The organism is Sporosarcina sp. Y1009 (assembly GCF_057669865.1).
Genome location: NZ_JBYHFO010000014.1, coordinates 67,317 through 81,453 on the forward strand (window position 1 = coordinate 67,317; position 14,137 = coordinate 81,453).

The following is a 14,137-nucleotide window of genomic DNA, read 5'->3' on the forward strand; positions in this document are numbered from 1 at the left end:
TCCTTTTACATGCCGGCAGTCCGCAGCCGCGAACCGATGCGAAGCCAGTGCAGGAGACCGTACAGCAGCCGACAGTCAGCCACAAAATTTTAAAAGAATCCTTTCTCTCATCACCAAGTCCTGACTGGAAATATCCATAATGATGTCAATCAGCTGATCCTTCGATAAATGCTTAACATTTCTTTCAAATCAGACCGCTTTTTCGGCTGTGTAGACTTGCTTTGATTCGCTTCATTCATCATATCCTGGAGTTCATAATACACGGCTACTTCATGTTTGCAAATGTCCCCCATATTGTAAGGGCAGTCACAGTTGGATTATAGGATTGTGCTATGGTCGTCGAGTCTTATGATAACCTCGTAGTTTTCCGTTCCTTCAATAAGGAAAGAGTATGTATTGTTTTCCTGATGTTCCACGTCAAAAATATGACCATCTTCAAAATAAGCTAGCCCACGAGCTAAAATTTTTGCACTCACTTGTCTCTCAAAAGAATGGATATTCATCTTTAAAAATCCCCTCCTTGTCACTCTTCAACCAAATTTTCATTATAAATAAGGATCCCCGTCAATAATTTCCACCCTTTCATCCACAGACCATGATAAATAATCAGCGTAACTATATTTTCGATTCTTTCTTGGCAATGACACTTTAATCCCTCCAGATTCTATTAACCCTTAGATACATACAATTTTCTCCTTATCATTCATGACCCCTGACTTTAGAAGTTGTATGTCCAATTGATTGGAAACTGATTGCAGAGAAGCTAGTGCTAGAAAGCAGAACTCGTACTTTCATTTTACAAGATGTTTGTTCCTTTTAATAGTAAATCGTTTTTTTTGAACGATATTCAATTCGAGGAACTAAGGGTATCAATAAGGGTACCTGTGTCACAAACATTCACGAAAACTCACACATATGTACAATCATACAGAAGATAAACAGTTGATATCAGCTTTGATTAATTTTTATACACTTGTATTGTATTAACAGAATAGTTTTTCACACAGGTACCTTCTTCTTTGCTCGCTTTGGATATTTCTCCGAATGAATTATTCGATTTTCAAAAGCTCGCTGGCGCAGCGGATATTAAGGAGAAAAAACTTATGCTTGGTATCCATAACTCACTACTCATGGAAAGAGACTTGGATGAAATTAAATATATTCTAAGAACTACGAAAGACTTTGTCGATACAATAGATTCAAAAATAAATAGCAAGAATTAAAAACCACCTGCACCAGAAAAAAGACCTAAAAAAAACGGTACCAATAGCATTTTAGCTACTGGTACCATTCGAGTTTCAACGACCAAATCACTGGATCATTTATTATTGCTTTGATCATGGTCTTACGTGATACACTGTCAAGATAATTCAGAACTAGACATCTTATTTACTTCTATCTTCGGTTTAATTCATGTAAAATAAGAATATAATAAAAAAGAGAGGTGCTTGAACACTTCTCTCTGCAACCTCTACCGTCAGGGTGGTGGTTATCATAGTTATTTAGTTTTCTGAGAACCACCCTTTTGCTTGTGACGGCGTAGGGTGGTTTTCTTGTTTTCTAGAATGTTTTTCCGAAAGAAATGCGCACTTGCCGCACGCATCGTCATCCGAAGATTTGATGATTTCAAACTAATTAAGAACGCTCTTCCTGCTTCATGGAAAAACGACCAATCTATGAAAAGTGATGTTCTTTTTTTGTGGGATGATATTGATGATGAGATTGTGCTTCAAAAACTAGTCATCAAACCAGAGATTGATAAAGTCATATACGTGACTGGAGCAATTCTATGGTCGGTTGATACGATAAATGTATCCAAAAGTGGAAAAGCCAAACTCATCGGCACGAATTTATACAAAAAAATGACGATCAGAAATGTTAATACGACTCGCAAGATATATGAAATTATGCAATCCACAGTTGTTGAGAATTAATCCTGTAATGTAGTTTTCTATCTTTACATTACTTCACACCATGAAAAATAAGTGATTTTGCCTCAGCTGTCGCGGGTTTGAACTCCCAATCTTCATATGCCCGAACCGAAGTAAAACCAAACTGTTGTAGCGATTCGCTTATTTCCTCATAGCTTCGAAAATTAAGTTGTACCTTGTCTTCAATCACTATGTTTGTTCTTTCATTTTTCACTTTTTCATAAAAGGTGAAGACGGGACCATCTAATCCTTCATATTCATCCCACAACGTTAGTGTGTCTCCCGTGTTCAAATCTTGAAGTCGGTCTACTGAATCATCTTTCTGCCATTCTTCCCATGCCTTTGCATTAGGATTACGTGTATCAAAAATGAAATGACCACCTGGTTTCAATGCACGATAAGCATCATGAACAACAATTTGCCAGCTTTCATCTGTTATAAATACTTGAGCAACATTTGCTGTCATGATAACTGCATCATAAGCAACTGGCTCCAAGTCTGCGCTATCCCCTACAATCCATGTTACATCTTGTGCATATGCTTTTTGCTTTGCATACTCCAAAGCTTCAGCATTCGGGTCAATAGCAGTAATATGATAGCCCGCCTTTGCCATTTCCACTGTTATTCTTCCCGTACCGCAACCTAAATCAGCAATCGTTTTGGACTTTGTTGATTTAAGCAGCTCCATAAAAAAGTCATCATCTTTTCCCCAACGATTTAATTGATCATATACAAACGCAATCATATGTTTTCCTCCACTCACTGCTATTTAATATTAATATCATAAATGATTAACGGCAATTCACTCAAATCTTCAATAATGAAATCAGCTTCAACATGATTCCATTGCCTATCCTTTTTCCAGACACCGATCATTCCTATATTTTTAGCACCTTTAACATCATTTTCAGGATGATCACCTACGTACATGCTTTCATTCGCTAAAACATTTATCTGGCTTAGAGCCTTCTCAAAAATAGTTGGATTAGGTTTTTTAATCCCTTCCGATTCAGACACAAGTATTGTTTCAAAATAGTTTTCAATCCCTAACGCCCTTATATTATCCATTTGAAACTGCTCTTTTCCATTTGTTATGATTCCTAAACGAATTGAACTATTTTTCAACTCTGTTAACATACTATGGAGATTTGAAAATGGAATGTAGCACTTGTGAAATTCTTTGATGTAATCATGAAGCAACTCTTCCCAAGATATTTCATCAATGTTGAATTCAACAACTATTTGTTGGTACACCTTATCTTTCCAGACAAAACCGCGACAATCCAACTCTATAAATCTAGATATGTAATTTTCTTTCGGGATAAAACCAAGCCATTCTATCAATCTATCATATTGATTGTCTATAAATTTTTGTACGGAAGCATCCCTGTCTAGCAGCGTACCATCTAAATCAAATATAACCGCTTTGATTATTTTCAACACATCCTTACTTATTTAATTCTTCCTCTAAGTCCCTAATTGCTTTCATAACTATTTTCATGTTTTCCACATCATTCATTTTATTTCTTGCATGGAGCAAAACAGGCCGAACCGATTCTACTGACCTTCCAAACTTATACATCCATTCATAACGTGGAACCATCCAAGTATGAAAATGGTGAGTCGTATCTTCATTATAAAAATAATAAACATGTTCAATCCCCAAGACTTTTCTTTGAGCCCCTCTAATCTTTGATAAGGTATTTATGTAATCAATTCGTTCTGCTGCGGATAATTCATCAAAAGATTTAATGTGACGCTTAGACGCTAATATGATTAATCCTTTTATCGGATATGCCACATCTTGGTGTGCATGAAAATATTCTGTTTCGATTACTACACCACCGTCTGGCTCAATAATTCCATTTGTCAAAGCGCAGCTTAAACATTCCACTTCTATTTCTCTTCCGTTTGAAAGTGTAATCCTTCTCATGGAATCACTCCTTAAAGTAAATGCCACTTAAAATCGGGGTCGAAATTAACATGCTAGTTTCTGCTCTCTTTCAACTGATTTTTAGCTTCTTGAACAATCAATGAAGTTAAGGAAGAGCGGGTTAATTTTGCAATATTATCGCCATATCGAAAATCATCTATCATCTCACTAATTCCATACCATTTTGATATTGATAAATCTTCAGTATATATATGCTCACTGTTTACATTATATATTTCATATGCAATTTCAATAGCATTATTTTCATCTCGCAAAATAGTTTCCAATAAGTGGTTAATGAAATACTGAGCACACTCTTGATGCGAAGGTTTCCGCAAACCGATTTCACTTAAAGCTCTATTAAAATAATCTTCCACTTCAAATATATTCAATGGTTCCTCTAGGGCCGAAAGGATATTTATACTAAACGAGGAACACTCGTTGTCCACCATGTTCAAAGCCCATTTAATATAATCGGAAGGCTCAACATCACCTTCATATATTTTGTAATACAACATATTAGTGTCCATATTTTTCCCTCGTCTTTATATAGTTGGTTGGCATTAGTAGATTACTGGGCCTTTGGAATTTGAAATAGAACATATTTCCCTGTCCACATTTCACTTACGATAATTAATTTTTCATTTTCTTTTCGGAAAAATAATCCCGCTCCCATTTGTTCCTTAAAAGTCCAGCCTTTACTTTCCATCATTTGTTTTAGTTGTTCATTTGCATTTCCCTGATTCATTTTTGAGATGTACCATTCATACCCATTTTCTTCCGTCAATTTTATGATCTTTTCATTGGAGGTATTCGCCATATTAACGACTTCACGCTTAGATACTGAATTTATTGGCAAAGCGGGATAGTATGCTTTTGAATAAAATAACAATATAAATGCAATTACTAAAAATATCGGTATAATCACGAACAACCTTTTCAACTAACCAACTCCTATCAAATTTACTTCAATCTACTTTTGCTACTTTCAAACCAGGAACTTGGCCAAGCAACTTTCTATAATAGTCAGATCGAATCGAAAACCCGCCAAACTCCTCATGAGTCGTGCAAGAAAACCAAGTAAAGTCATTTTTCTTAAATGTTAAGTCCTCTGGCAAATTGGGTGCTACCCAGTCATATAGCGATTTCGCTGATTGTTGCAGTAGCTTACAAGTATCATGATTAGCTTCAATGACATACACCGTTGCAGCTGGCCCTTTAGTTTCTGTGTTCGCCCATTCCTTTGTTTGATAAGTTTCAACAATGAATGGTTCAAATTTCGCAAGTATCTCCCTATCATATTTCAACTCTTTTCTTGTCACAAAATAGAAAGAGTCCGAGTAATCACACAGTATTTTAATTAATTCACGATACGTCTCATCTGTCGGGTTTTCAATTAACGCCCAGTATTCCATTTCATCACCTCAAATATTTTTGATTCGAAAGTTTATACAGAAATTCTGTCATTCGCCCAACCTTCAATAAAATCCTTTAATGAAGAGGCAACCCATTTTCTGCTATCCGACTCATGATCCCAAACAAAAACATCATCTCTTTGAATGCTTCCATTTAAAATCGCAAATCCAAATAGATCACCATTTCCTGCATCCGAGAAAAAAAGCAAATGATCGAAAGGCATATAAATATCTTTATAATCACAAAAAGTTCTAAAGAACAAGTTATCCTTTAGGATTTGTTTGGTTGACCAAACAAGTGGGCAATTAAACTCGTCAAATACTCCGTTCGTTTCACTCAATAGCTCCAACAAATCGGTAGATAAGTCCACATGTAGCCGCTCTCTTATATGATTAATTTCAGTTATATTTGCGGGCTTTGCGAAATGATAGCCAGTTGTTGCCGATTGAATATATTCTTTCCACATATATACATCTCCTTTTTTATTAATAATCTTTGGTTAGAATATTACTGTACGTTTTCTCCAGCTGATATGTTTCATTAACGACCTACAATAATTATTGTAGGTTGAGTATATATTCAACAAAAAGACACTGAAAATAATTCAGTGCTTTTGTTTAATAATACCTTCACTTAAGTTCGCTCCACATTTTTGAAAACACGCCCTCGTTCATTTCAAAATACACGGCCGTAAATCCATAATAGATATATCCATCTTTAAGAAGAGTGAGTCTAACCTTCGAACCGTCATTTAAGTTAACAGTTAATTCCCTGAAGTCCTCGTTGTTTCGAGAATTACTTATTGGGTCCGAATTTGGTTCGCGGGGAAGCGGCTTCACCTGATTTAGTTCTTCTAGAAAGATATTCAATGTTTCCATATCTGTAACGGGCTGATAATTATCAATATCGTTATCCCAATCACTAAGGCTTCTATACTGTGCAAAGGATACATTATTAACAATATTTAATTGACCAAACACGTCCGCACCACTATTTACCGTTATCCCGTTAAGGTTTTCATAAAACTCTGCGTATTGCTTACCATCCAGTTTTTGATATGTCATTATCCTAAAGTCTTTATCGTATCCCTTTACAGAATAAACGTCTGTTTCTCCGACTGTTGAAGCGAACTCTTCATCATAGGCTTCTTGCTTACTCCATTCATCAATTGTTGCCTTAGTAGTTCCGATTTTTTCACCTATAATGGCTTTTGCATCTGCTGGATCTATCCCTGTCCCTGTTTGGGTATAAATTTTCCCGTTATATACAATCAAGCCAATCATACTCGCACTTGAAGTGTCTTTGGGTAATTTAATAGCTGGGATTTCTATACTTCCATCATCATTAACAACGAGTGTGCCTTTATTGCCTGTTACAACATCTAAGATACCATAATTAAATAAGATGAATGCTCCAACAGACACAAGTATAGCAGTAGCAATTCCGATGCCTCTTACACTAAATCTTTTTCTATCCTTTTTTATTTCTTTCTTTGCCTGTGAAACCCCCAATTTACTTCTTTCACTTAACCCTTCAGGTATTTCAATTTTATTAATTTCTTGTTTAATATTATTGTTCATTTACGCCATCCCCTTTTAGATTATTGCGCAGCTTTTTTAAAGCGCGGTACAATAATGTTTTCGCGGTGCCCAGAGGTATATCCAATGTTTCTGATACTTCTTTAATCGTTAAGTCCTGGTAAAACCTTAGTATAATGACGCTCTTTTCATTTTCATTTAAACATTTGATTAGATCTTGAACGGTCATTTCTAAAATATTAATATCATCAGCATCTTCAACATCATCTGTAATATATTCCTCAAATTCTGGATTTAAGAGAATTACTTTTTTTCGTTTCCTAAGAATATCAAGTGAGCAACTAATTGCTATTCTAATCAACCAGGTTTTGAAAAATTTAGGCTCTTTGAGATTTTTTATTGACTTAAATGAACGGTATGCTGTGTCCTGTACTACATCGAGTGCGTCATTTTGATTTTTCACGTATATAAATGCCGTTCTGTAAATTTCCTTCTCGTATTTCTGAAATAGTTTTAAAAATGCCTCATCATCACCGCTTCTTGCTCTCTCGACTAAATTTATCAATTCCAACCTCCTCCTTCTTCATCTATTAGACGGTCAATGGCTTCGTTTGGCTTTCATTTCTCTAATTTAATAAAAAATCCTTTGTATTATTAAAGCTTAACAAAAATGGTATACAAAAAGCACCGCTAAATGCGATGCTGATGGGTGTAATACTTCAATGTTATTTGTCTAGTTATTCCATAATTTGTACCAATGATCCTATAACGTTACATGTCTTGGTTTCTTCCAAATTAGGGCCAATATAGTTCCTAATAACAGGACGATCGCGGCAAAGTAATAAGGGAAGTTTAAATTGATATCAAATAGAATGCCACCGATAATTGGTCCGATAATATTACCTATACTTGTAAATGTGGAGTTCATGCCACCAACGAATCCTTGTTCATTGCCTGCAATTTTCGATAAGTATGACGTAACGGCTGGCCGTATTAGGTCAAAACCAACGAATAAAACGAACGTCGTCAATAAAACCGTAATGTAAGAATTGACAAAGGTCATTAATAAGACCAAAACTGTTGAAATGGCTAGGGATAAACGAATCAGATTTATTTCTCCCATTAATTTAGTTAATCGATCAAACAGCGCAATTTGCGCAACTGCCCCAATAATTGCACCGCCAGTAATCGCAATGGCTATGTCCTTTGGCGTGAAGCCGAATTTATGATCTACGAACAGACTAAATAACGATTCAAAAGCAGCAAGGCCGAATGATAAAACAAAAATTATTACAAATGCAATGAAATACATAGGGATAAATATGCGACGAAATCCAGTCATCTGACCAGGTAACGGAATTTCCGCCTCCGCCCGTTTCGGTTCTTTCAATAGAAGAATGGAGAGAATTGCAGCAACCACTCCGAGTACCCCTGCTGAGTAGAACGGGACGCGGGTGCCAATCTCTGCCAAAAATCCACCAAGCCCAGGCCCAATGATGAAACCCGTACTGATGGCAGCCGACATATAGCCAAGCGCCTTCGACCTATTTGTCGTTGTCGTAATATCCGCAATGAATGCCGTCACTGCTGGCATGATAAATGCGGCACTTATTCCACCAAGCATACGAGAAATAAATAGGACCTCAACTGTTTTACCCATCCCAAATAAAAACTCCGAAAAACCAAAAACGAATAAGCCTATGACAATCATGATTTTACGTCCGAATTTATCAACCCACTTACCTGCAATTGGAGAGAAAATCAACTGAGTAATCGCAAATGCAGCTACCATATATCCCACAACCGAACCGCTAATATTCAGCTCGTTCATAATCGTAGGCAACACTGGGATGACGAGTCCTATCCCTAAAAATGCGATAAATAAATTCATTAAAAGAATGGCTAAAACGCCTTTTTGATTTTCCATACTTAATCTCCTTAAATTTTCTGCAAGATGGTCGATTGTACAATACTTATAGGTTTTCCATCATTTGAAGATTATAGCATTTTTCGTGTATATATTGCATTTATGTTATCTGATGTATGGTATTTTTAGATAGAACAACTGGTTGTTGATAATCTTAAAAGGAGACTACGACATATGACAAATCACTATGAAAATATTATAGTAGCTGTTGACGGTTCAAAAGAGGCTGAATATGCCTTTCGTAAATCAGTAGAGATTGCATATCGAAATCAAGGATCACAATTACACGTCGTTAATATTATTGATTCCCGTTATTTGGGACCTCTTGATAAAGAAATTGCTGAGCAAGTCAAAGAAAAATCTCGAAAAGTTTTAGATCGCTATAAAGCACGCGCCGCTGCTCTTCGAGTTAAAAATGTAACGCTCATTATTGAAATCGGTTCACCTAAAACGATAATTACAAAAGAAATTGCCAATTGGGTGAAGGCAGACTTAATTATTTGCGGTTCTACGGGGCATCCGCCAGTAGAACGCTTCTTAATCGGTTCGGTTTCTGAAGCAATCGTTCGTACGGCTAAATGCGATGTCTTAGTTGTACGAACGCCTGCTGATTGAACAATAGAAAAAAGCGCTTAGACTTTTTCGTAAGTCTGAGCGCCTTTTTCATGCATTTTGTTTAACTGTTTGAACTGCAGCTTTTCTATCTTGCGCTGCGTGCATCTTAACCATTACTAAACGTGCAAATGGTTGGATAACCACGCTCTCCAAAAATAGGGCGATTAAGAAGTTACGGGGCCAGATCTGGATAAAATGAGCAAAGAAATCAGATGTAAAGCCACTTCCGATAAGATTTCCAATAATCGTCATTGTGAAAGACATGCCTAATACTGTGAAAAGTGTACGGAACATTATACGAGCAGCAAAACCATCTGTTGGTGAAATAAATTTAGATGATAAAAATTCTGCGAAACGACCGATTGCTACAGGTTCAATAATCATAACGATAACCCAAATAATAGGTAACGTGATTAACATGCTCATTGCAACGTCCTTGTTGAATCCTCCAGCTGCAAGGATTATGTTGATTGACCCTATTAATAATACGGATAGTGTGCAGATAATTGCGCCGAATATCGCGCCCTCTTTAGCGTTTTTTGGTAATCTGTTTTCTTGATGCATAGTTTGTTTTTACTTCCTTTCAAAATTATGTTTTTGAGACCAACGCTAAATACAATAAGCAAATACAAAGATGAATATGCCGTTAATAAATCACGCTATGGAGTGAATATACGCAATAGTAAAGGGCTGCTTTTACGCAGCCCGATTTGTCTACTTTATTTATTCACTTTTAATATACTCGGCAATAATGTGGCAATTGTTTTCAAAGGGGTTGCAGATTTTTGCGTTAAGCAAAGCATCATTGCACCCTCGATCGATGCTGTCATCAATAATGCGATAGCGGAAGCTGATTCATTCGAATAACCTTCAGTTATAAGTTTCTCATAGTAAAGGTGTTGAATGTTTTCATATAGAGCACTACAAGCAATGCGGACCGGTTCACTCATCGTGGCCATTTCACTGACGATACTACTAAATGTATAACCGATAATGGTACCATTTTCTTCAAAGTTGTGAATTAACTTATCAATCATTGAGCGTACCGCGTCCTTAGTTAATGGATGCCTACTAAAAATAGCCTCGATATCTGTGGTAATGACTTCATTTAAACCGTGTAAACAAGTAATCAGTAATTCTTCTTTTCCATCTGGAAAATGATGATAAAGCGCTCCTTTTGTAACATTGGCGACTTTTAAGATTTCATTAAGCCCGACACTTTTATAACCTTTTTGTTGAAAAAGGGTTGTAGCAGTATCGATTAGTAGCGATTTTGTATCCATATTTGATGTATAACTCCTAACATACCAACTGGTCTGTTATTAGTATAACAAATTTTCATTCGGAATAATAGTTTTTAGTTTTTTCAATGTTTATACGGGTAAGAACGCGCCTTATTTGAAGAAGTTTTTCTAGATAGATACGGAGTAGAGATTTATTGCGACGGTGGCGGTTGGCACTCCCTTGAGAAAGGGGGTGCTATAGATGATGATAACTTGCAATTTCAATTTGGAATATTCCTTGCTACAGCATTAACAGCGATTGTAGCTATTTTGGTCGCAATTGTTATCACAAACCAAAAAATACCCACCTGTTACCTTTAGCCAGGTCCAATGGGGGTTACTTTTTTACATCTTCGTTAACACTGTTCAGCCGTTCTTCAAGCGGTATATGGCTGTATCAGCTTCGATTAATATCATACATTTGTATTGTAGGTATAGATTTTAACATTTAATTTGAAACCAACCTGTTTCGTGTGGGAAATCTTTTCGGGAAAGACTTTGCTCTGAAATCAATTGTCGATAAGAAGTTATCGTACCATCATGGGAAACGATATAAATCTTTTCTCTTTGTAACAGCTTGCAATTTGCAATGAACGCTTCTGCAATTTCTATGAATTTCGTTTGCTCCATAACATTTATGCCATTCGTCCATAACTCAAGAGGCACATTCTTATCAATTTCAAAAGTTGGATAATCCGCTTTGATTATTTCTAAATCAATTATATTGTCACAGGGCAATGCATTTTCACTTGGAAGTATAGGAAACATTCTCGGAGAGACTAAGGGCGTTACAATCTTTGTACAGGCTACATGCTCACTCCAAATAGACGCTGTTTGTAGCGTTCTTCTTAGCGGACTAATATAAATAATATCTTTATCCGTTAAAGGGAATTTATTTCTTAACAATTCTGCTTGCTTTACGCCTTTAACTGTTAAAGAGGGGTCTTTTATTTGTAAGCTATTTGGTAGATTTACTGTATGTTCTCCCTGACCATGGCGAATCAATACCAACTCCACCTAATCACCACTCTCTATTTGTTATATGACTTTAATCTCATACATACGCATTGATTGAAGATTTCCTGCATATGCCAATTGATTGGAAGCAATGAGCGAACGAATTCTATATTCAATCCATATGTCCGACAAAGATTGATTTGAATTACCCAACACTTCACCAATAACTCTGATAGCATTTATATATTCTAGAGTAGGCATTTCATTATGTAGCCTTATGGCATATTCCAATATAAATGCATCATCCTTTGTTTCTGTATCATCAATAAGTTCTCCTTGTTGCCAAGAACGAACATTGCTCTCACCACTTAGCAATCTTTCTCCTTTTTGTGCATAATCGCTTTTCATTTTCTTTGAAATTGGGCGAGTAGAATTCTTATAAAATTGAGCGAGCTGCTCTGCGTGACATTCTCCCGTATGCCGAATATCAATTCGTACATTTTTGTGTTTCATAAATTCATGCATTGCCGTGAACGTATTTACAAAATTTATTTCGACGTCCCTATCTTTCAATAAATAGCAGCTGATTCGAAGACCTATTTGCTCTGTTGCATTTTCACAAGTCCAAATCGTTACTTTCTCGCCGTCTTCTATTTCCAACAATTTTTGCAAAGTCTGCTGATAGGCTGTTTGATCATCTTCAAAATTTCCCCACTCATTTCGAAATGAAGATTTCAACCAATCATAATGTTGTATTATGCCACTTTCCTTTTGTATATTTGTGATCGGACCAACCGAAAAATCAATTGGGAATCCAATAATCCTATGATTTTGCTTACGAAAAGCATGTTTTAAACCGCCTGTTGCAGAGTCTCCAAACACAAGATGAATCACATAAATCGCCTCCTTAGGACAAATTTAATTGTTTAAGATAACACTGACCTTTTTTTATAAATTCTTTCCAAACACCAACGGTCAAGTAACAGGTAGAAGATAGAAAACATGATCCCTAGAATTGCGAAAGACAATGAAGAACTGCTGCTTAGAAAAAGAACAAACTCTTCAGGACTAAATAGTGCTATAAGAATATAGGGTAGTATAAACCCACAGGGTATCTTTCTTTTTCTCTATGTTTATCCTGTTTATAAGTATTTCAGACAATATAGACCATATCGGCGCATAGAACAATAAAATGGGAACTGCAAATAGACTTACATAAAATAAAAATATGAGTTCAACTCCAATTAGTAAGCTACTCAATAACAAAAATGCAGAAGATAACACTAAAAACAATAATCCCACTACAAGTTTTCTCATAATAACTTCTTTTATTGACATACTAAACGCTCCCTAAAATTGACATGTCACCTATTTCCTCTCAACCAATCTTCTCTCGTCAACTTCATATTCACCGAGTCAATCCAATCCCCTTCAAATTCCATTTCATTTTCATCTATGCTTTCCACAAGAAAGCCCACTTTTTCATAAACATGCCTAGCCCTTGGATTAAAATCAAAAACACTTAGCGTTAGTGCATTAAGTGTTGCATGAGAAAACAAATAATTTATGAATAGTCGGGTTGCTTCCGTTCCAAAACCTTGGTCTCTTCCCCTAGGTCCAATTAATATTCTGAAATTCATACTATGACTTTTTTCATCATATAAATTTGCGACGACTTCCCCAACTAGAATATCTTGAGATTGATCAACAATTGCGAGGTCTAAGCGATCAGTTTGTTCATTTCTCGTATTATACCAGTTGAGCGTGAAATCCCTGTCATAGTGTGAATCACTGCCTGTTAACTTAATAACTTCTTCATCCTGTAAACATTCCTCAATATAAGAAAAATCCCCTTCTTTAAATGGGCGAAGAATGACTTTCTCTCCTTTGAGCGTTGGTTTATCTTTTAAATTTATCACGCTATTTACACTCCAGTTTAACTTTTTATATTAAATCCAATTGAAGCCATTGATTACTCGAATTCATTTTTTGAGACAACTCGCCAACCGTGTGCTTTCAACCTATCAATATAAGTCTCCGTCTCAATATCTTCCCGCTCCAGTACAAGTGGCGACAATGAGACCATGCATTCTTCTTTGGCATAATTAAGCGTGACTTTCACAACCTCATAGCCATTGTGATAATCAGGGGTAAACCCTGGGTCATCCAAAATATCCCCTATTTCTGGACGGAAAGTCGATTCAAAAGTTTTGATTATGACTTCACTTCTATTATTTTCAATTTGATTCTTTATAGATGAGACAAAAATAACTAAATTAATTTTCATTGTGAGCTCCTTCTGTTATAATTTCTCAATTCATCTGTTAATGCTTATCATACATTATTCTGTGTGCTTGTTGCTACTGCTAGTGAGGTAGCTATGCAAGCTGCAACTGTGACTCTTCTAGAATTTTTATAAACGAAAAAGCACTGCAGTAATTGCAATGCCCATTAAGGTCTACTATATAGTTATTTGAACTATCCATATCGAGTTTGATGAACCTCCCGCCACTTAAAACGTACCGTTTTTGAAGTGG

20 protein-coding genes are annotated in these 14,137 nt (G+C 36.0%); 3 read left to right on the forward strand and 17 right to left on the reverse strand.

The features are described from left to right. Window positions 1–317: 317 nt before the first annotated feature. Window positions 318–503: an SWIM zinc finger family protein gene (locus AC25Y1_RS15220; protein ID WP_488148855.1), complete on the reverse strand. Its 186-nt coding sequence runs from the start codon at window positions 501–503 to the stop codon at window positions 318–320. A gap of 516 nt (window positions 504–1,019) precedes the next feature. Between AC25Y1_RS15220 and AC25Y1_RS15225 the strand changes: the two genes are divergently transcribed. Continuing rightward, a complete protein-coding gene (locus AC25Y1_RS15225; protein WP_488148856.1) occupies window positions 1,020–1,223 on the forward strand; it encodes a hypothetical protein in 204 nt (67 codons plus the stop codon). Window positions 1,224–1,565: 342 nt separating this feature from the next. Beyond that, window positions 1,566–1,934, forward strand: a complete 369-nt coding sequence (locus AC25Y1_RS15230) for a hypothetical protein (RefSeq protein ID WP_488148857.1) — start codon at window positions 1,566–1,568, stop codon at window positions 1,932–1,934. A gap of 28 nt (window positions 1,935–1,962) precedes the next feature. Here AC25Y1_RS15230 and AC25Y1_RS15235 read toward each other — a convergent pair whose 3' ends face one another. The 10 genes from AC25Y1_RS15235 to norA form a co-directional block, all read right to left on the reverse strand. After that, on the reverse strand, window positions 1,963–2,676 hold the full coding sequence (locus AC25Y1_RS15235; protein ID WP_488148858.1) for a class I SAM-dependent methyltransferase: 714 nt from the start codon (window positions 2,674–2,676) through the stop codon (window positions 1,963–1,965). A gap of 20 nt (window positions 2,677–2,696) precedes the next feature. Next, entirely contained in the window at window positions 2,697–3,365 is a 669-nt protein-coding gene (locus AC25Y1_RS15240) for an HAD family hydrolase (RefSeq protein WP_488148876.1), read from the reverse strand. A 13-nt stretch (window positions 3,366–3,378) separates the two neighbouring features. Further along, window positions 3,379–3,864 carry an HIT family protein gene (locus tag AC25Y1_RS15245; protein ID WP_488148859.1) on the reverse strand — a complete coding sequence of 162 codons (486 nt, stop codon included), beginning with the start codon at window positions 3,862–3,864 and terminating at the stop codon, window positions 3,379–3,381. Between the two features lie 53 nt (window positions 3,865–3,917). After that, a complete protein-coding gene (locus tag AC25Y1_RS15250) occupies window positions 3,918–4,394 on the reverse strand; it encodes a hypothetical protein (RefSeq protein ID WP_488148860.1) in 477 nt (158 codons plus the stop codon). 41 nt (window positions 4,395–4,435) lie between these two features. Beyond that, on the reverse strand, window positions 4,436–4,807 hold the full coding sequence (locus tag AC25Y1_RS15255; protein WP_488148861.1) for a hypothetical protein: 372 nt from the start codon (window positions 4,805–4,807) through the stop codon (window positions 4,436–4,438). Window positions 4,808–4,832: 25 nt separating this feature from the next. Beyond that, complete coding sequence (locus AC25Y1_RS15260) at window positions 4,833–5,279, reverse strand: hypothetical protein (protein ID WP_488148862.1); 447 nt, start codon at window positions 5,277–5,279, stop codon at window positions 4,833–4,835. 32 nt (window positions 5,280–5,311) lie between these two features. Then, entirely contained in the window at window positions 5,312–5,746 is a 435-nt protein-coding gene (locus tag AC25Y1_RS15265; RefSeq protein WP_488148863.1) for an SMI1/KNR4 family protein, read from the reverse strand. 163 nt (window positions 5,747–5,909) lie between these two features. Further along, on the reverse strand, window positions 5,910–6,860 hold the full coding sequence (locus tag AC25Y1_RS15270; protein ID WP_488148864.1) for a hypothetical protein: 951 nt from the start codon (window positions 6,858–6,860) through the stop codon (window positions 5,910–5,912). Next, a complete protein-coding gene (locus AC25Y1_RS15275) occupies window positions 6,850–7,383 on the reverse strand; it encodes a sigma-70 family RNA polymerase sigma factor (protein ID WP_488148865.1) in 534 nt (177 codons plus the stop codon). The genes AC25Y1_RS15270 and AC25Y1_RS15275 overlap by 11 nt, the downstream gene beginning before the upstream one ends. Before the next feature lie 198 nt (window positions 7,384–7,581). Next, window positions 7,582–8,745 (reverse strand): multidrug efflux MFS transporter NorA, encoded by a 1,164-nt coding sequence (gene norA, locus AC25Y1_RS15280; RefSeq protein ID WP_488148866.1) that lies wholly within the window; start codon window positions 8,743–8,745, stop codon window positions 7,582–7,584. 174 nt (window positions 8,746–8,919) lie between these two features. On the opposite strand from norA, the gene AC25Y1_RS15285 reads away from it, so the two are divergent. Beyond that, on the forward strand, window positions 8,920–9,360 hold the full coding sequence (locus AC25Y1_RS15285; protein WP_488148867.1) for a universal stress protein: 441 nt from the start codon (window positions 8,920–8,922) through the stop codon (window positions 9,358–9,360). 48 nt (window positions 9,361–9,408) lie between these two features. Here the strand turns inward: AC25Y1_RS15285 and AC25Y1_RS15290 are convergent, their stop codons facing one another. The 6 genes from AC25Y1_RS15290 to AC25Y1_RS15315 form a co-directional block, all read right to left on the reverse strand. Continuing rightward, a complete protein-coding gene (locus AC25Y1_RS15290; RefSeq protein WP_488148868.1) occupies window positions 9,409–9,924 on the reverse strand; it encodes a DUF2798 domain-containing protein in 516 nt (171 codons plus the stop codon). Between the two features lie 155 nt (window positions 9,925–10,079). Continuing rightward, window positions 10,080–10,643: a TetR/AcrR family transcriptional regulator gene (locus AC25Y1_RS15295; RefSeq protein WP_488148869.1), complete on the reverse strand. Its 564-nt coding sequence runs from the start codon at window positions 10,641–10,643 to the stop codon at window positions 10,080–10,082. A 441-nt stretch (window positions 10,644–11,084) separates the two neighbouring features. Then, the gene (locus AC25Y1_RS15300; protein WP_488148870.1) at window positions 11,085–11,648 is read right to left on the reverse strand and encodes a phosphoglycerate mutase family protein; all 564 of its coding nucleotides are present in this window, start codon (window positions 11,646–11,648) and stop codon (window positions 11,085–11,087) included. Between the two features lie 33 nt (window positions 11,649–11,681). Beyond that, window positions 11,682–12,494, reverse strand: a complete 813-nt coding sequence (locus AC25Y1_RS15305) for a DUF1835 domain-containing protein (RefSeq protein ID WP_488148871.1) — start codon at window positions 12,492–12,494, stop codon at window positions 11,682–11,684. A 470-nt stretch (window positions 12,495–12,964) separates the two neighbouring features. After that, on the reverse strand, window positions 12,965–13,519 hold the full coding sequence (locus AC25Y1_RS15310) for a GNAT family N-acetyltransferase (protein ID WP_488148872.1): 555 nt from the start codon (window positions 13,517–13,519) through the stop codon (window positions 12,965–12,967). 53 nt (window positions 13,520–13,572) lie between these two features. Then, window positions 13,573–13,887 (reverse strand): hypothetical protein, encoded by a 315-nt coding sequence (locus tag AC25Y1_RS15315; protein WP_488148873.1) that lies wholly within the window; start codon window positions 13,885–13,887, stop codon window positions 13,573–13,575. Window positions 13,888–14,137 lie beyond the last annotated feature (250 nt).